This window comes from Chitinophaga rhizosphaerae, assembly GCF_003958645.1.
GTDB lineage: Bacteria > Bacteroidota > Bacteroidia > Chitinophagales > Chitinophagaceae > Chitinophaga > Chitinophaga rhizosphaerae.
Genome location: NZ_RXLO01000011.1, coordinates 111,606 through 130,213 on the forward strand (window position 1 = coordinate 111,606; position 18,608 = coordinate 130,213).

The 18,608-nt window shown below is 56.1% G+C and carries 10 protein-coding genes; all 10 read left to right on the forward strand.

The genetic code is table 11. The features are described from left to right. Positions 1-23: 23 nt before the first annotated feature. The 10 genes from EJ361_RS21810 (at position 24) to EJ361_RS21855 (ending at position 18,603) form a co-directional block, all read left to right on the forward strand. A complete protein-coding gene (locus tag EJ361_RS21810; protein WP_126248313.1) occupies positions 24-3,392 on the forward strand; it encodes a SusC/RagA family TonB-linked outer membrane protein in 3,369 nt (1,122 codons plus the stop codon). A 2-nt stretch (positions 3,393-3,394) separates the two neighbouring features. Then, positions 3,395-4,885 carry a SusD/RagB family nutrient-binding outer membrane lipoprotein gene (locus EJ361_RS21815; RefSeq protein ID WP_126248315.1) on the forward strand — a complete coding sequence of 497 codons (1,491 nt, stop codon included), beginning with the start codon at positions 3,395-3,397 and terminating at the stop codon, positions 4,883-4,885. A 311-nt stretch (positions 4,886-5,196) separates the two neighbouring features. Then, complete coding sequence (locus EJ361_RS21820) at positions 5,197-8,061, forward strand: SusC/RagA family TonB-linked outer membrane protein (RefSeq protein ID WP_164714361.1); 2,865 nt, start codon at positions 5,197-5,199, stop codon at positions 8,059-8,061. Positions 8,062-8,080: 19 nt separating this feature from the next. Next, positions 8,081-9,586, forward strand: a complete 1,506-nt coding sequence (locus EJ361_RS21825) for a RagB/SusD family nutrient uptake outer membrane protein (protein ID WP_164714362.1) — start codon at positions 8,081-8,083, stop codon at positions 9,584-9,586. Positions 9,587-9,597: 11 nt separating this feature from the next. Then, positions 9,598-10,605: a hypothetical protein gene (locus EJ361_RS21830; RefSeq protein WP_126248321.1), complete on the forward strand. Its 1,008-nt coding sequence runs from the start codon at positions 9,598-9,600 to the stop codon at positions 10,603-10,605. Between the two features lie 9 nt (positions 10,606-10,614). After that, positions 10,615-11,682, forward strand: coding sequence for a DUF5007 domain-containing protein (locus tag EJ361_RS21835; protein ID WP_126248323.1), 1,068 nt, complete (start codon positions 10,615-10,617; stop codon positions 11,680-11,682). An 11-nt stretch (positions 11,683-11,693) separates the two neighbouring features. Next, the gene (locus EJ361_RS21840) at positions 11,694-14,813 is read left to right on the forward strand and encodes a SusC/RagA family TonB-linked outer membrane protein (protein WP_126248325.1); all 3,120 of its coding nucleotides are present in this window, start codon (positions 11,694-11,696) and stop codon (positions 14,811-14,813) included. A gap of 10 nt (positions 14,814-14,823) precedes the next feature. Next, on the forward strand, positions 14,824-16,290 hold the full coding sequence (locus tag EJ361_RS21845; protein ID WP_126248327.1) for a RagB/SusD family nutrient uptake outer membrane protein: 1,467 nt from the start codon (positions 14,824-14,826) through the stop codon (positions 16,288-16,290). Continuing rightward, the gene (locus EJ361_RS21850) at positions 16,287-16,967 is read left to right on the forward strand and encodes a fasciclin domain-containing protein (RefSeq protein WP_126248329.1); all 681 of its coding nucleotides are present in this window, start codon (positions 16,287-16,289) and stop codon (positions 16,965-16,967) included. The genes EJ361_RS21845 and EJ361_RS21850 overlap by 4 nt, the downstream gene beginning before the upstream one ends. A gap of 19 nt (positions 16,968-16,986) precedes the next feature. Continuing rightward, positions 16,987-18,603: a DUF5008 domain-containing protein gene (locus tag EJ361_RS21855; RefSeq protein ID WP_164714363.1), complete on the forward strand. Its 1,617-nt coding sequence runs from the start codon at positions 16,987-16,989 to the stop codon at positions 18,601-18,603. Positions 18,604-18,608: the final 5 nt, after the last annotated feature.

Consider the following 18,608-nt stretch of genomic DNA (forward strand, 5'->3'; position numbering starts at 1 on the left):
GTAGTATCAACCAATGGAATCGTATGAGCGCGCGTGTATGGCTATGCATGCTGGTTGTTGTTGTGGTAAGTCTCACTGCCAAAGGGCAGGAGCGTTATTCCTTTTCTTTCCGGAATGTGGGGATGGACCAGATATTGACTGAAATCGGCACGGAAACCGGTTACAAATTCCTGTATAATTCCCGCAACATCCCCTCCAGTCCCCTCAACTTTACTGTCCACAAGGCTACACTGCCGCGCATCCTGTCGCGCTTGCTGGGCGACAGCCTTCAATTCAATATCCTCGACAACAAACTGATCGTGATATCGGCCATCGGCGCGCCGGCCAGCCGCACGATCACCGGAGTGCTCACCAATGGGCGGGAACAGCCCGTGCCGGGGGCTTCCATTCATACAGAAGGCGAAGCGGCCGGCACAGTCTCCGATTCCAGCGGATTTTTTACCCTGGAGATCAAACGGGAATCCGTGTTGCGGATCAGCCATATCGGGTACTACGCCAAAAATGTGTCTACCGCCGGCCTGTCCCACATCCGGCTGGAACTGGCCGAAAAGCACAAAGACCTCGAAGAAATAACGGTCACCGCCCTGGAAATACCGAAAGAAACCCGGTCGATAGGTTATGCCACCCAATCATTCAAAGTGGCCGGCACGGATATCGTCAAATCGCGGGAACCGAATGCCTTTACGTCGCTGTACGGAAAAGTGGCGGGCCTGGGCGTGCAGAATTCCCGCTATCTCTTCAATAACCCTTCCCTGTATCTCCGGGGCCAGCGGCCGCTGGTGGTGGTGGATGGGATACCCGTTGATACCGACTCCTGGGATATCAATATGGACGACGTGGAATCGATTACCGTACTGAAAGGGCCTGCTGCCGGCGCTTTGTACGGCCAGCAGGGCGCCAATGGCGCCGTGCAGATCAAGACCAGGCGGGGCGCTTCCAACAAAAGGCCGGTTGAAATGTCGTTCAGCTCCACTACAGAATGGCAGGTAAGCCCGGTGGCCTTTCCGCATTCGCAGGGCAGCTACGGGCCGGGGGATTATTTCAAGTATGCTTACAAAGACGGCAAGGGCGGCGGTATCAACGATTTCGATTACAATATCTGGGGGCCTCGCATGGAAGGGCAGCTCATCACGCAGTGGGACAGCCCCCTCGATGCCAATGGCAACCTGGTGCCGCTGCCCTGGCTGCCGCGGAATAAAAACAACCTCCGCGATTTTTTGCGCAACGGGATGTTGACCATCAGCAACCTCGCCCTCACCACTAAAAACGACCAGGGAGATTTCAGGATTTCGCTGACCCGGCATTTCCAGCGCGGCATCGTGCCCAATTCGAAGCTGGGGATTACGACCGTGAACATGTCACTCGGGCAAAACATCGGCAAGCGGCTGCGGGCCGACGTGATGGTCAATTACAACCGGCAGCACACTCCCAATTACCCCAGCATTTACTACGGCCCGGAAAGTGCGGTGTACGAATTGCTGATCTGGAACGGCGCCAATTTCGATATCAACGACCCGCGGCTGCGGAACTACTGGAAGCCGGGGCAGGAGGGCGTTCAGCAGCAATGGCTGGAATATGTGCGGTACAATAATCCCTGGTTCAATGCGTATGAAAATACCAAAGCGTTCAGTAAAGACGTGTTCACGGGATTCGTTTCGTTAGCGTATAAAATTTCGCCCGCTTTCAACCTGCAATTGAAATCGGATTTCAATATCCATTACACCGGCCAGGAATGGCGTTTCCCGGTGTCGGGGAATTTCTACGGGCTGGACTTCTATAAAGTGGGCGCTTATATGGAAGCCAGTTCCCGGTTCAGCCAGCAGAATGCTTCTTTCATGCTGAATTTCCAGCGGAAGATCGAGAACAACTGGTCGGTAAAGCTTTCCACCGGCGGCAACCTCCAAACCATCCGGCGGAAAAACTACTCCGCCCATACCTCCGGCGGGCTTTCCGTTCCGGGCGTATACAATCTCCAGAATTCCGCCATGCCTGTCAATAATGCGGAGAATTACCGCAGCCTCATGCAGGTGGCCAGTTTTTACGGATATGCGGACGTGGCTTACAAAAATCTGTTATACCTCGATGTGTCTGGCCGGTTCGACCGCAATTCCAATATGCCGCTGCGTAACAATATCTATTTCTATCCCCAGGCCAGCCTCAGCGCCATCATTTCCGATATGGTGAAGCTCCCCCGCGCCATATCTTTTCTGAAATGGACCGGCTCCCTGGCCAGGGTAGGAGAAGGGCTGAGCCCTTATTCCCTGGCGCAGACCTACGGGTGGGCGACGGCCTGGCTCGGCAACCAGGGTGTAACATACGCGCCCGACAACGTGCTGTACAACCCCGATATCAAACCGGAGTTTCATACTACCATGGAAACCGGGCTGGACGCCCGCTTCTTCCACCAGCGCGCCGGCCTGAAGGCACAGGTGTACCGGACGGTAGACGGGCCGCAGATATTTAATTTGTCCATCTCCGCCGCTTCGGGCTGGGGGTATCAGAAAATGAACGGGTTGGAGCTGGAGCGCCGGGGCTTTGAATTGATCGTTGACGCCATACCCGTGCAACGCAAGCATTTTACCTGGACGATGGCGGGCAATGTCAGCCGCAACATCCGGTATCTCAGAAAAGTCTACGATTCGCTGGACCATCATATCCGCGTCAACGTAGGCGAGCGGTTCGATCAGCTGTTCGTCAACCCCTTCGAACGGAACCCGCACACCGGCGCCATCCTGTTCCATCCCAACGGAACGCCCGTCATTAACCGGCAACGGTTCGTAAGTTTCGGGAACACCGATCCCGACTGGCTGGTGGGGATGCAGCAACAACTGAAGTATAAATGTTTTCAGCTCACGCTGGATTTCGACGGCAGCTTCGGCGGCATTTTTTCCAATTACCTGAACCTGAAAATGTGGCAGTCCGGTTCCCACCCGGATTCGGATAATTATTTCCGGTACCAGGACTGGCTGCATTATAAAGACCCCGGCTATCGCGGTACGCGCATTGGTGTGGGCGATGTGGTGACGGGCGGAACAGTGACCTATGACGCCGATGGAAAGATACTGACAGACACCCGGACCTTTGCCCCCAACACAACGCCCGTACTGGAACAGGATTGGGCCACAACCTACGAAACGGCCGACGAACGGAGGTACCAGTCCAAATCCTACTTCAAGATGCGCGGGGTTACGCTCACCTATACGCTGCCTGCGGCGATGCTTCGGAGGATAAAGGGGCTGCATGGCGGAAGCGTATCGCTGGTGGGGCGGAACATTATGTATTTATCGAAAGAGAAACAGATCGATCTCGACCGCTGGTCGTACACCTCCGGCAGCGACCTGGAAGAACCATCGATGAGAAGTATCGGCTTTAACGTACACCTTAATTTCTAAACATGAAGAAGTTACTGCTGCCTTCAATTGTTTTGCTGTTGCTGTTGGTGGCCTGCATGAAGCCTGAGGAGTTGCAGAAGAACCCGAATAAAGCCAACGTGGCAACGCCGGGCAGCGTGCTGACAGGCGTGGAGGAAGATATGTTCACCAGCCAGTGGGGATTTGCGCAACGAAGCAGCCAGTATCACTGTGTGGTGAATGCCTACTATGGATCGCAGAGCTACGACTTTGGTGCCGCCTCGCACCGATACTACCAGCTCCGCAACGTGATGCAGATGGAAAAGGAAGCGCGGCGCACCGGCGGGCCCGACAGCCGTGCTTACCTGGCGCTCGGGCTGTTCCTGCGCGCGTGGTTTTATATCCAGATGACGGTCCAGGTAGGTGATATTCCCATGAGCCAGGCCATGATGGCGGAACAGGGGATCATTGCGCCGGTGTACGATACCCAGCGCGATGTGTACCTGCAATGCCTCGAGCTCCTGCGCCGCGCCAACGATTCGCTGGGCGCACTGAACCGTGAAGGCGGCAAAACCGTTGCAGGCGATGTGTTCTACAAAGGCGACCTCGACAGGTGGCAACGCATGGTCAATGCTTTCCGGTTGCGGGTATTGATCGGGCTCAGTAAAAAAACAGGGGACGCCGGACTGAAGATTCCCGAAACATTCGCCTTCATTGTTTCCCATCCCGACCAATGTCCGCTACCGCGCAGCAACGCAGACAACCTCGTGGTTACCTATAGCGACGCCAGCGTTGATAATTATAATCCATCCTATTCGGCAACCCCCGGGGCCAGTTCCCGCAACAGTCCGCTGGCAGCCACTTTCGTGTCGTTAATGGTGAAGCTGAAAGACCCGCGGCTCATGGTGGTCGCGTTGCCTTCGGCATTGGCGGATTCACTTCCGGAATCTGCCGGCGATTTCCGTTCGTATCGCGGCGCAGCAACGGGAACGCTGCAAAAGCCCATGAGCGATTCCGCCGCCGCGGGATACTATTCCCATCCGGACCCTGCATGCTGGTTTGCCTCGAAAACCGGAAGGCCCACCATCCTGTTCGGTTACCCGGAATTGCAATTTACCATCGCCGAAGCGGCCTGCCGCGGCTGGATCAGCGGAAACGCCGCTCCGTATTACGAATCAGGGATCCGCGCGTCCATGGAATCGTACGGCCTGTCGGGCGAAGCAGTGAACGGTTACCTGGCGCAGGAAACGGTCAGGTATGCAGACAATGAACAACAGGGGCTGGAACAAATCCTTACCCAGAAGTATATCGACTTTTTCCAGATGGGTGGATGGGAGCCTTTTTATAACCAGCGAAGGACGGGCGTGCCCGTTTTCGGCATCGGCCCTTCCAACCAGAACGGTGGGAAAATCCCCCTCCGCTGGTTTTACCCGCCATTCGAATATATCGACAACGGCCAAAATCTGCAGGCCGCCCTCAACCGCCAGTATGGCGGGATCGACCAACTCAATGGCCAGATGTGGCTGATCAGGTAACCCGACGGAATTTTTTTTTCAGTCTTTTGGGGGGATATGGAAATTGCTGTGTCTTTAATGGTAGACCACTAGAATTTCTGTTAAGCTGAACCAAAATTAGTATGTAAGTAAGCCAATCCTTTTTTTGATCGTCGTTAGATAACTGAATACGCACGTTGGTGCGTACATCGCTTTTGCCATGCCTGTTACGAACGGGCCGGCGAAACCGGGTGGGGAAGCTATGTCTTATCCCGCCGCATTCCGAACAAACATATTATTCCATACTGATGATATCATTGTTACACTTTCACCGGTTACGCAATTTGTTCCTTTTGCTGACAGCCTGCTGCAGCGCGGGGAACGTGGTTGCGCAATCCGCGCCGGCAGATACCGCCGCCGGCCGTTCGAACTGGAAGAAGCCGGTATTCTTCCCCGCATCTGCAGACAGTCTGCATCTCCCCTCCGCCAGGGAGCTGCTTTATACGTATTCCGGGCAGTTGCTGGACGGGCGGGTGCCCGGCGTATCGGTACTGCGCGCTTCCGGCGAGCCCGGCATCGCACCGCTGCCGCTGATCAGGGGGCTTTCCATGCCGGCGGGGCATGTGGCAGACCAGTTCGCCAATCGTCCGCTATACGTCGTGAACGGGATGCCGCTGGTGCGGAACGATCACCCTTATGCATTGACGTTAAAAGAACATCCTTTTACCGACATCGGCAGCGGCATCGATGTCACGGAAATGATAGACCTGGAAAACGTCGAGGAAATGTATGTGTTGCGGGGCCCCGAAGCGGTAGCCATGTATGGTACCCGTGCGGCGGCCGGCGCCATCGTGATCACCACCCGCGATCCCGAACTGGGCCGTTACCATCTTGGCCTCAATGTATACGGCGGCGTAGCAGTGAAGCCCCGGGTGAAAACCGTAAACGGATATTACCAGCGCGATTTTCTGCTGCCGTTTTACCGGCAATACGCCCAGCCCGCCCAATGGGCCAACTTTCCGGCCTACCTGGCGGATTCTACGCAACAGGTGTATTTCGGACCGGCGGATTGGGATGACCTGTATTACAAAAACGCCCTGCAACACGGCGCCAGCCTCAATATCACGGGCGGAACGCGGCGGGCCAATTTCCGCTTCGGCGTCGGGGAACACACCGAAAACGGCGTGGCAGACAATACGGCGCTGCGGAAATACAACGTGTTTTACGACATGAACATCATCCCTGTAGAAGGGCTGACCATCAATACCTACGTCCAGATGTTCACCGCCCGCCGCGACCGCAACCGTTCGCTCGTGGAAAGGCTGGGTGAAATGGAATACATCACCAACCAGCAGGCGCCGCTGCCGCCCAACAAGGCCTATCTCGGCCGCTACTATGAATTGCTGGAAACGGGGAAGGAAAACAACTTCGCGAATTCCGTGCAGGCGATGGTGGATGTGGGCGTGAAACTGGCGAGGGGATTGGATGTGCGGTCGCAATTCAGCATCGACTATAACGACAATGACCGCGATATGTTCGTGCCCGGCGCCCTGAACGATTACAATAGCTACAACTCCTATTTTACGGGTGTGAACCGCCGCATCCGGCTGAACAATTTCCTGACTTACGGGCGTGCGGCCGGCCGGTTGCATTCGTTCAAAGCGCAATTGGGGCAGACGTATGAAGAGGACCAGCTGAAGTATGATTACATCCGCGGCTGGCGCGGACCGTCGGATTTCATCAAGATCATCCAGGTGAATACCGGCGGCAATCAGGCGATCACGCACGACAAATCGCTGGTGTACACTTTCAAGGATTTCCTGAAACAGCGGACACTGTCGTTCTACGGTAATGTCGCGTACGATTACGGTGATAAATTTCATGCATTGCTTTCGCTGCGCAGCGATGGCTCTTCGCTCTTCGGGAATGGTTACTGGTGGGCGATTTCGCCGGTGGCGTCGTTCAGCTGGGATGTGAAAAAGGCCTCTTCGCAAGACCGTACGCTGGGAGCCGTTCAATTACAACTGAACGCGGGCCGCACGGCGGTCATGCCTTCTTCCGACTACTACGGCTATGGCCCTTACTTTACGGTAGACGCAGGATGGGCGGGTGCGCTCAATATTTCCACTTATAATTCCATGCCTTCGCTGAACATGCCGTTCAGGAACGGTTATACTGCCGGCGGGATCCGTTGGCCTTATAACGATCACCTGGACCTCGGCGTGCATTTGGGCCTCTTCCGTCAATGGACCGCTTCCCTCAACCTCTATACCCGTACCGGCCGTGAACTGATGGCCCAGGTGCCGGTAGATGCGGCCTATGGTTTCAGCGGTCAGAACGTGAACGGGATGGAAGTGAATAATAAAGGTGCGGAATTGGGGCTGGAAGGGAAGGTCCTCAGCGGCCGCGGGCTCCGTTGGACGACCCGTCTGAACATGCAGTATAACCGGAACAAAGTGCTGCGCCTGCCCGGCAATGTGCCATCCATGGAATATGGCGTCCGCCACCTGGAGGCCGGCCAGCCGATGGACCAGTTCTGGCTGTTGCAAAACCAGGGCATTTATGCGACAGACGCCGATGTGCCCGGCGCATCCGGCGGCAAGCTGCTTACCTACAACGGTATCCCGCTCCGCGGCGGCGATCCGCGCTGGGAAGACGTGAACGGAGATGGCACCATCACCAACGCCGACCGTGTCATGAAAGGCCGCATCATTGCGCCGTTGCGCGGAGGATGGAACAACACGGTGGAGTACGGCCGCTGGTCGGCCGATGTGCTGTTCACCTTCGCCGCCGGTAATCATTTGCTCAACGGCGATGCCGCCAACCGGCTGGACTTCGCCAACCGCGAAGGCGCTAACAGCCTCGACGGGGTGAAGGAGCTGACCTTCTGGCAATCGGCTTCCAATCTGGAAAAATATCCCCGGTACAACCCCTGGAGCCTCGTGAACCCTTACCAGGCGGAGCAGGACCTTTTCCTCGAAAAAGCCTCCTGGCTGAAGCTGCAGGCGTTTACGCTCAGGCATGATCTGGCGGGTTACGGTTTTATGAAACGTTCGGGATTGCGCAAGCTGCAGGTATACGCCACTGCGATGAACCTGTTCACGCTGACGCCCTATAAAGGGGGAGACCCTTCACTGGCAGGGCTTACCGGCATCCATTACGGCGTGCCGCAGCCATTGCCGCGCACTTTCACCATCGGCATCAACGCAGACCTTTAAAAGCTACTCCTACATGCATATGCAACGTTCATACATCTTTTTCTTCCTCTTGTCGGGCATGATGCTGGCGGCGTCTTGCCGGACGAAGCTGGATGTGCAGCCTTCGCACCTCGTGCCCGAACAAAAAATGTGGACCACTAAAAACGATGCACGTTCCGCCGTGTTTTCCGCCTACGCGCTGCTGCGTTCCGCCCTGGCCGGCAATAACGCCTGGCTGGTGTTCGGGGAACTGCGGGCCGGGGATTTCACCAGCGTTTCGCGGGGCGACCTGAGCGCCGTAACGGCCAACCAGTTGACCGCTTCTTTTCCCGCGCTGGAAAACTGGAGCAATTGGCGGCGATTCTACGCCGTGATCTACCAGGCCAATCTCTGCCTCGAAAAACTGGGGACCGTTCATGAAAACGATTTCCGGTATACCGAAGAGGAAATGAAGGTAGACCTGGCGCATGTGCGGTTCCTCCGGTCGCTGGCGTACTTCTACCTCGTTCGTATCTGGGGCGATGTGCCCCTGGTGACGCGCGCCGTGAGCGGCGATTTTGTACCGCTGGAACGTGCCCCCCAGGCCCGCGTGCTCGATATGGCCGCAGCAGACGCGCAGGCGGCGGCGGAAGCCCTACCCTGGAAATATGACCAGCAAAGCCCGGAACTGCGGTCGCAGTACTGGGGCCAGCCCAGTGCCTTCTGGCAGGGCGTGATCGCCGGGAAAGGATCGGCTTACATGTTGCTGGCGCACATCGCCGCGTGGCGCGGGGATTATCTTTCGACGGATAAATACGCCCGGCTGGTGATCGATAACCGTTCGAAAGGCGGTTACGCCATGGTGAATACGGCTGCACTGACGGGAAATACGGGTGTGTTTACGGGCCAGGCGGAAGACATCATTTTCGCCATGCCGTTCAACAAGAACTACCAGGAATCTTCAGCCTCGGGGCATATCGAGGAATGGGTGCTGGCGGAGCCGTTCATCTCCAAAGCACAGCCCGATATTTTTATCAGCAACGATTCCATCCTTCGGATTTTCGACGAACCGAACGACGAGCGCTTTAAACTGACCGATGGAGGCGCCGGCGCGGGGAATTATTTCACCGGCTTCGGCAATCCCGTTCCGCTTTTCTCCAAAATCCGGTTGCTGAGCGTAACGGGCGCCAATCCGCTGCGCAGCTACCAATCCGCCATCGTAGTGTTCCGGTATGAAGAACTGCTGCTCCTCCGGGCGGAGGCGCTCCTGTACCTCGGCAAAACCGGGGAATCCGCACAGGTGCTCAACAGCGTGCGCGGGCAGCGGGGCATCGGCGAATACAAAGGCCCGCTTACCGCACTGGCAAACGCCATCCTGCAGGAACGGAGGCGCGAATTGCTGGGAGAGGGCTGGCGCTGGTTCGACCTGGCGCGGTTCGAAAAACTGGAGCAATATTCCCGTTTCTCCCCGGCCGACCTGGGCAAGGGTGCGCAATTCTGGCCGGTTTCCAAATCGCAGCTGAGTGCCGCTTCTCCCATCCAACAAAACAAATACTGGCAACAATAACCATTCGCTTCATGAAACGCATTCCAACAATATTTTTGCTGTGTCTATTCTGCGGGGCCGTCTGGAGTTGCAGGAAAGACGATACCTACCGCCATTCCCGCCCTGTGGAAGCATTCGGCGGCACTACCTACGACTACCTGAAATCCCAACCGGAAAATTTCAGGGACGTATTGTTCGTACTGGAAAAAAGCGGCCTGGCAAACCTGCTCAAAACAGATTCGGTGACACTGTTCGCCCCCACAGATCAAAGTCTCCACGCTGCCATGGAGAGTTACAACGTTTACCGTAAAACCCTCGGCCTGGCGCCCGTCGGTATGGATGACGTGGATTCATCGTCCTGGCGCGCCGTTATGGGCAATTACCTGTTCCGCGGGGCCTACAAAATGGTCGATTTCACGGGTCAGGACGGTACGCAATTGCTGTCGCTCTCCCTCCGCCATTTCAATATGCGGCATACCACGCGCGCTGCCGCCGGTGCGCCCGGCCTCGGCGCCGAAGTGATCAGCATGGCGTACCTGAACGGGTCGCGCTTTACCAAATACTGGCTCGCTTCATTTGCCGGCACCACCAACATCGTAACGAAGAACGGTACGGTACACATCCTGGAAGCCCGGCACGTGCTGGGTTTCAACACCTTCGTTTTTAAAGCGCGGGAAAAGCAGAACCTCTGGTCGGAAATGAAAGTGTTCGCCGATGGCGCGCGTACCCAGCCCAACGGCACCATCAACCTCTGGAACTTTTATGTGAAACGACTCAAGGCGATAGACGGACAAACGGTGGAAACCGAAGCGCTGACCAACGGCCCTGCCGGCGACCAGATGCAGATCACCGTTAACCCGGACTTCTCGGCGGTGGTGAAAGCGGCCCCTTCCGCAGCCAACCAGACTATCGAAGACACGGGTTCCCGCTTCGATCCCGATAACCTGGCCTTTAACCTCAAGTTCAAGTTCACCGATGCGCAGGGAAAGGAGCATAAGGTCGAGGAAATTTTACGTTACACCGCCATCAGGGAGCAATAAACGATCAACATGAAAAAATTACAGCAAATGAAATGGAACAGCTGCCTGGCAATACCGGTCGTGATGGTGCTGGCCATCGCCTGCAAAAAGTTGCCCGAAAAGAAGGATTACCTCAGCCAGGATGCCAGCTTCAATAAGAAATCGGTTTACGAGCCCATTCTCGGCCGCACCGCGCTGGAGCTGACCCAGTTCAGCGCCGATGGTTCCACGTACCCGCTCATTTTCTCAATAGAGAACGCCCGCACCAAAAACGGCGGCCATACCAACGTGCCCGAGCTTTTCCAGAAAGTGAAAGTGCAGGAATGGAAACGCGACTACACCGGTCTGGAAACCTCGCTGGCCGAAATAGAAGCCAAGCGCGTTTGGGTGGAAGCGCCTTTCCTGGAAGTGCGCAGCGGCTCCGGAGATTTCATCTTCCGCAATGCGCCGTCGACCCTCATCCGCAGTTACCCAGATTCCGGGTACCTTTTCGATATCAAGGTCCGCAACAAGGGCAATGAAAGGATCATCAAGGACTTCTGGCTGCGGCCCGTCAAGGAAGTGCCGTACGAACCGTATGAATTCGATGTGTATACCCGCGAACGCAAAACGGAATCCCGCCCGCGGCCTTCCGGCGGAGGCGCGAACATCGTGCCTTACACCATTCACCCATCGGGCGTGAGCAAAATGTACTTCACGAAAGACAGTCTTTTCACCGATACCCTCATCTCCGTATACTTCACCAAAGAAAATGCTACCGGCCATTCGCTGACGTTCAAGTTCGTGGACCCACGCTTCAACCCGATTGATCCCTCGAAGTTCAGCAATACGCAGTGGGATAAGATCCTGCACGGCTTCAATCGCCGGCAAACCGCCATGGGCGTCACTTACGATGTGGCATATCCCATCCCGCTGACCCAGCTCAACACTGCCTACGCCAACAGCGGGAAAGCGAACGTGAAATTCGGTTATAGCCGGAAAGGGTTCGGAGGGGAAAGGCTGGATGCGAGTTTCGGATTGAATTTCGCCATTTACGAACCGGGCGACTGGACCATCACTTTTTACTTCCGCCGCGATCCCATTTTTAACGACGATTAATTCCCTTGAATATGAAATTATTTTTTAATCGCTTTTCGCTGATAGTGCTGTTCCTGTTTTGTTACAGCGCAACGAATGCACAACTGATCACCGTGAAGGGAAGGGTAGTGGCGGAAGAAGGCGGCCCGCTGCCCGGCGTTTCCGTGCTGCTGCATCAGCAGGGCGCCGCGCCAAAGCCCATGGCCGCAACAGACCAGAACGGCCATTTCACCGTTTCCGTTCCCGGCAATGCCCGGCTGGAACTGCGCTTCATTTCCTTCGAAACGCTGGTGGTGCCGGTGAACAACCGCACTTCGCTCAGCATCGTCATGAAGCCGTCTTCCACCTCGCTGAAGGAATCGGTGATCGTAGGGTATCAGAAAAAGACCCGTGAAACGGTGACGGGCGCTGTAACGCGGATCACCGGGAAAGAATTGCAGGACGTTCCGGTTTCCAACGTGGAACAACTGCTGCAGGGGCGTGTTGCGGGATTGAACATCCAGCAGAATACCGGGGCGCCCGGCTTCCGGGGGGCTTCCTCCATCCGCGGCCTTTCCCAGATGATGGTCAACGGCTCGGGAGATAATGCCTACCTCACGCCACAGTCGCCCTTGTACGTGATCGACGGCGTGCCGGTAGATGCCAACGCCGGGTTCGAATACGGCTTCCAGTCGCAGGGCCCGGGCACCAGCCCGCTGTCGCTCATCCCGCCGGAAGATATCCAGTCGATCGACGTGATGAAAGACGCGGAAGCCACCGCTCTCTATGGCTCCCGCGGCGCCAACGGTGTAATCGTGATCACCACCCGCCGGGGACAGTCGGCCGTGCCGATCGTTCGCTATGCCGGTAATATGTTCATCAACTTCACCCCCCAGCTCCGCAGCACCATCGGCGGAAAGGACGAACGGGCGTACCGGGTAAAAATGATCCGGGACGGCAATAATCTCAGCGAGATCTATCGCATCAGCCAGACCCAGTTCCTGTCAGACAGCCTCAACGCGTTTTTCAACAACTCCACCAACTGGCAGGATATCTACTATCAAACCACCTACAACCATACGCATAACGTATCCGTTTCCGGCGGCGACCAGCGGCTGAACTACAAAACCAACCTGAACTATTATACCGAAGAAGGCGTGGTGCGCAACACCGGGTTCGACCGCTATTCCCTCAACCAGAACGTCAATTTCAACCCCACGCCCCGCCTCCAGCTGTCGGGCTACCTGTCTGCCGGCCTCGGTAAAAAGCTGAAAGGCAGCGGCAACGGGCTTACCGATGTAGGCGCAGGCAGCAATGTAAGCTCATCGCTGCTCCCCGGCCCGTCTTACTTCAACAACGTCGGGCATTTCACCAATTCCATCTACCGGGTGAACGATACGCGTACCTATGATATCCGGACGTACCTCAATATCATGTACGAGCTTGTGCCGCACCTGCAATTGTCTACCAACACCAGCTACAACTATACCTCCGACCAGGAAGATACCTTCATTCCCGCGCTCGCCAATAACGACAAACCGGCGGTGTACGGTTTCAGCGGCAGGAAAAGCAACCTCTACAACCGGAGCAGCATCAACTACAACAACACCTGGAAAGAAAAGCACAGCGTGTATGCCTCCGTGTTTTCCGAAGCCACGATCGTGAATGTACAGAACAAGGTCATCAACCAGTCTAACGGCCCGAACGATAACTACCATGGCCCCTACGGCTTCAGCTCCTATTTTTCTTCCGTGAGCGGAACCCCCGATGCCGGCGGCTTCAGTGAAGTGCACAGCGTGGGCTTTGCCGCCAACCTCAGTTACGACTACAACAAGAAATACGTGGTCAACTTCAACTACCGGGCAGACGGTAACTCGTTTGCAGGGGAAAATGAACGCTGGGCGCATAGCCCGTCGGTTGGCCTGCGCTGGAATTTCAACAAGGAAAAACTGTTCGAACATGCCGAATGGCTCGATTTCGGCGACCTCCGTTTCAGCTACGGCGTGAACCTGCGCCCCACGACCAACATTTACGCCTCGATGGGCTGGTACGACGTGAAAGGCAACTACAACGGCGTTACCCGTATTTCGCCGCACCTCGGCCAGATGCCCAACCCGTTCCTGTTGCCGGAAGAAGTGGAGCAGTTCAACTACGGGTTCGATATGAGCATTTTCAAGGGGCGCATCGGGCTTACGCTCGACGCTTACACCAAAACGGTGTACAATATGCTGTATTCCCGCAAACTTTCGACGGGTACAGGGTTTGAACAAACCTTCACGAACGACGCATCGATTTATAACTACGGTTACGAAGCGATGCTGACCGTAAGGCCATTCAAATCCACCAGCAAGATCAACTGGACCATCAGCCTGAACGGAGCCGTGAACCGCGACGTAGTGCTTTCGCTGCCCGGCGGCGCCGCGCAGTTACTGTCTGACGACAAAACCATCATCAACCGCGTAGGATACAGCGCCACTTCCAACTACCTCCACATCTACGAAGGCGTGTATCGCACAAATGCCGACGTGCCCGTAGACCCCATCACCGGCCTGCCCATGCGGAACGAAGGGAAGGATTTCTATAAAGGCGGCGATTCGAAGTTCCGGGACGTGGACGGCAACTACGTGCTCAATGATGCAGACCTCCAGGTAGCCGGCACCCCCATCGCCCGGATCACCGGTGGGTTTTCCTCTTACCTCACTTACAAAAACTGGAGCATCAACCTCAACGGCACCATCCTTTTCAAGCGCGACCTGCTGAACAAGGCGCTCGCCGAGCGTATGACGAAATTAAGAGACCCCTTCGACGATGCTACTTTCGTAGACCTGCGGGACCTCGATTACTGGAAAGGGAATGGCGATGTGGCCAAATACCCCAATCCGTTCGATTATTACTCCACCTCCGATTCTTACCGCATTTACCAGACGCTGTTCCAGGAAGACGGGAGCTTCATCAAACTCAACGCGGTAACAGTCGGCTATTCCGTAGACCGGACGTGGTTGCGCAGATTCGGGATGAACGCTTTCAGAATGTACACCACCGTTTCCAACCCATTATTGTTTACCGGGTACAGCGGGCCGAACCCGGAAGCGGTGACCGACCTGGGACGCGACCGGCTGGACACTTACCCGGTAGCCAGGTCCCTTTCGTTCGGTTTGAATATTGAGTTCTAAAAAAATTGGCATGAAGCGACTTACCTGTATATTCCTCCTCATTGTGCTGGCGCTCGGCGCCGGATCCTGCAAAAAGTTCCTGACGGTGGCGCCGCCCGATCGTATGAGCGACGCCTCTTTCTGGAAAACGAAAAGCGATGTCGAATCCGCCATCGCCAATGCTTACGGCTTTCTTTTCGATATCCTCACCAACGGCCCGTACGTGCCGGGGAACGGCGATTTCCGCGCTGGTGAGATCGATGCCCCGCCCAGCTTCGACGTATTCGCCGCCATCGCGCAGCAAGACCTGACCAACAAGAGCCGGCTGTCGAGGTACAACATGAACAGCCTGGCAGACTGGTATCCTTTTTACCAGTCGATCGCGGCCTGTAACATCAGCCTCGACCGTATTCCGGACGTAGCGGCCCTGTCTGATGCCGACAAGAAGCAATACATGGCCGAATTGCGCTTCCTGCGGGCGTTCACCTATTTCTATATCTCGCGCATTTACGGCGACGTGCCGTTGTACACGGAGGCGTACGACCGCCGGTCGCTGCCCCGTACGCCGATGGTGGAAGTATTGCAGTTCTGCCTGAAAGAGCTGAACGGGATCCGGGAAGACCTGCCCTGGCAGTACGACGACCCCACCAAATGGGGCGTTCGCGCGGCACGGGGCGCCGTGTATTCCCTGATCGCGAATGTAGATATGTGGGCGGCGGGTTTCGATAAAGACAACCAGCGCGCTTACTGGAAAGAAGCCGCCGAAGCCATCCAGGCCCTGAAGGCTTCCGGGCGCTTTGAACTGCTGCCGCTGGAAGAGTGGCGGCGGATTTTCAAGGGCCGGACCCGGGAAAGCCTGTTCGAATTTTCCGTGAACACGAACTACGGCACCACCACCCGGTACGTAAGCATTGGCCAATGGACGCTGCATTCCCCGCTGGTGGTCGGATATGCTTCCAGCGACGTGTATTATTCTTCGGACTATATCAAAAAGATATTCCCGGTAGACAAATCCGACAAACGCCGCGATCTCTGGTTCTATTTACCCTATGCCAACAACAACCAGTCGATGTTCATGAAGTACAGCAACGTGGTGAACATGATCACTTCCGCTTCCTGGTTGCTGGACGATGACCTCATTATGTTCCGATACGGCGGCGAACTGCTGACCGGTGCGGAAGCGCTGGCGAACCTCGGGCAGGAAGGCCCGGCCAGAGAAATGCTGAACCTCGTTCGCGCCCGCGCCGGTACCGAACCTTATACCGGCTCCGGCCAGGACCTGAAGAATTTCATCTTCCTGGAACGGCAGCGCGAGCTGATCGGCGAAGGGGTAAGATGGTATGATCTGGTTAGGACAGGCCGGATCACGGACCCCGAGCAGGCGAAAAGCTACCTCACGCAAGACCAGTTCAACCGGGGTGGCTGGACGTGGCCCATCGATGAAAAGGCCCGCAATTTCAATCCTAACATCACTTTAAATTCATACTGGACACGATGAGAAAGCTAATATGGATGATGGCGCTCGGGGCCGTAATAGGAACGGCAGCCTGTAAAAAGGATTACTATGTAGACTCCGGCCTCCAGCGCGGCGTGTACGATGGGGATACCTACGAATGGCTGGCAACCAATCCCTTTTATTTCGATACCCTCGTCACGGTCGTCAAGCTGGCCGGCCTGGAGAATGTTATCCGGGATTCGTCGGTCACCTTTTTCGCTCCAACTGACCAGGCGATAAAACGGGCGATGAACGATGTGCATGCCTGGCGGTACGCAGCGTTCAAGGATTCGCTGCGGCTCGATGAAGTGCCGGCGGAAGTATGGCGGAAATATCTCTCCCGCTACATCTTCAGGGACAAATATAAACTCAAGGATATTTCCCGGCTCGCGCCCGACCTGCCCGACCTGTACCCCGGTATGAACATGGAATCCTGGCAGGGGTACATCATGAACATCGGCGTCATTTTCAGCGACTACAATGGTACGAAAGACGTGGGGCCGAGGAAGGTCGTGATCAGCGATATCCGGAGCCTGGAAAGGCCTTCCTACTTCGTGTCGTACGCTGCCACGTCGGATATGCAGACGCGCAACGCCATCGTGCATGTCCTCAATAGCGAACATTACTTCGGCTTCGACGGCAATAATTTCATCAATACGATCAAGGAATATATTCAATAAACATACTGATCACGGCCACATGAACAGCAAAAGAACATACAACAACTGGTTCCCGGTATGGATGCTGGCACTGCCCGCAATGCTGGCGGCCTGCAAGAAAGACCCGTTTTCGGGCACCGATCCCTATGCCGGTGCCAAAGAGCCGGTGCAGATAAAAATCGACAAAACGGCTTCGGTGCCGGGCTACGGCGCCGCCGGCACAACGGTTACCATCAAGGGCAGCGGGTTTCAGCGGTATAAAGACAGCGGCCTTGCCGTGAAATTCAATGGCGTGGAAGGACAGATCTCTTCCGTAACGGACGAAGCCGTGTCGGTAAAGGTGCCGGCAACCGCCAGCAGCGGCCTGATCACGCTATCTGTTGCCCGCCAGGTATTTCCCGGGCCGAGGTTCCGCGTCACCGGGCCCATCACCATCGACCAGCAGTTTGCATCGATGCCGGGCGCCGATAACGGGAACATCAAAACCCTGGCATATGTTCCGGGCGGTAAATACCTCATCGGCGGCAACTTCGACGACTACGATAACTCCGGCGCCAAAGACGGCTATCATGGCCTCGCGCGGATCAATGCAGACGGGCACATCGACCGGGATTTTAAAATCGGGAAAGGATTTGGCGGCAGCGTTAATGCCATCGCCGTACAGTCTGACGGTAAAATAATCGTCGGGGGAACATTCGTTAATTACGACGACCGATTCCAGTCGGGGTATGTGTCCCGGATCACCCGCCTCAACGATAACGGGTCGCTGGACAGTCTGCAGATCACCGGCGTATCCGGTAAAAAGCAGGGCATACCTGCGCTGAATGCTTATTTCGACGGAGATATCCACCACATCCTGCAAACGCCCGACAGCGGAAAGCTGGTCGTGTTCGGCACCTTCAAATATTACATGCGCAAAAACTTCGCCGGTGTAACGGTAGACGGTTTGCGGGATTCGGTCCTGGTAGACAGTATCAGGATGGAAGGGATGGTACGCCTGCATGAAGACGGAACGTTCGATTCTTCCTTCCATTTCAACGCGGCTGCGCGGAGCAGCTTCGCCGGCCCCAATGGCCCGGTGAACGACGCCGTGATGCTGGAAGACGGCAAAATGCTCATCGCCGGGAACTTTACCCGGTTCAACGGCCAGTCTATGCCCAACATCGCCCGGCTGAACAGGGATGGCTCTGCAGACGGCGGTTTCAATCCCGGTACTGGTCCGGATGCAAGTGTGAACAGCGTTTGCGTGCTTGCCGACGGGCGCATCCTCATCGCCGGCGCCTTTATGAAATACAACGGCACGGAAAGCCGCAAGGTGGCCGTGCTGAAGGCCAACGGCAGCCAGGACCCGTCCTTTTCCGTGGGCACGGGCGTGAACGGCGGGCCAAACGGGCTTGTGCGCAAAGGGTTCCAGTTGAAAAACGGGAAAATCCTGCTCACCGGTTCGTTCGATCTCTTCTCCGGCGTTCGTCGCGAAGGGACCGTGGTGCTCGACGGAGACGGCAAATTAAGCGAAGGGTACAACACCATGGGCAGTATGGGCGGATGGGTAGATGGCTTGCTGAACGTGCCGAATGCCAATGCCACATTGATGGTGGGCTCCTTCACGGAATTCGACCTGCTGTCGCTCAGCCGTATCGTACTCCTGCGCTATTGATCTCA

Bases quoted from the DNA above. Each gene is read 5' to 3' on its own strand.
- EJ361_RS21810 (WP_126248313.1), top strand. From the start codon at position 24: ATGAGCGCGCGTGTATGGCTATGCATGCTGGTTGTTGTTGTGGTAAGT.
- EJ361_RS21815 (WP_126248315.1), top strand. From the start codon at position 3,395: ATGAAGAAGTTACTGCTGCCTTCAATTGTTTTGCTGTTGCTGTTGGTG.
- EJ361_RS21825 (WP_164714362.1), top strand. From the start codon at position 8,081: ATGCAACGTTCATACATCTTTTTCTTCCTCTTGTCGGGCATGATGCTG.
- EJ361_RS21830 (WP_126248321.1), top strand. From the start codon at position 9,598: ATGAAACGCATTCCAACAATATTTTTGCTGTGTCTATTCTGCGGGGCC.
- EJ361_RS21835 (WP_126248323.1), top strand. From the start codon at position 10,615: ATGAAAAAATTACAGCAAATGAAATGGAACAGCTGCCTGGCAATACCG.
- EJ361_RS21840 (WP_126248325.1), top strand. From the start codon at position 11,694: ATGAAATTATTTTTTAATCGCTTTTCGCTGATAGTGCTGTTCCTGTTT.
- EJ361_RS21845 (WP_126248327.1), top strand. From the start codon at position 14,824: ATGAAGCGACTTACCTGTATATTCCTCCTCATTGTGCTGGCGCTCGGC.
- EJ361_RS21850 (WP_126248329.1), top strand. From the start codon at position 16,287: ATGAGAAAGCTAATATGGATGATGGCGCTCGGGGCCGTAATAGGAACG.
- EJ361_RS21855 (WP_164714363.1), top strand. From the start codon at position 16,987: ATGAACAGCAAAAGAACATACAACAACTGGTTCCCGGTATGGATGCTG.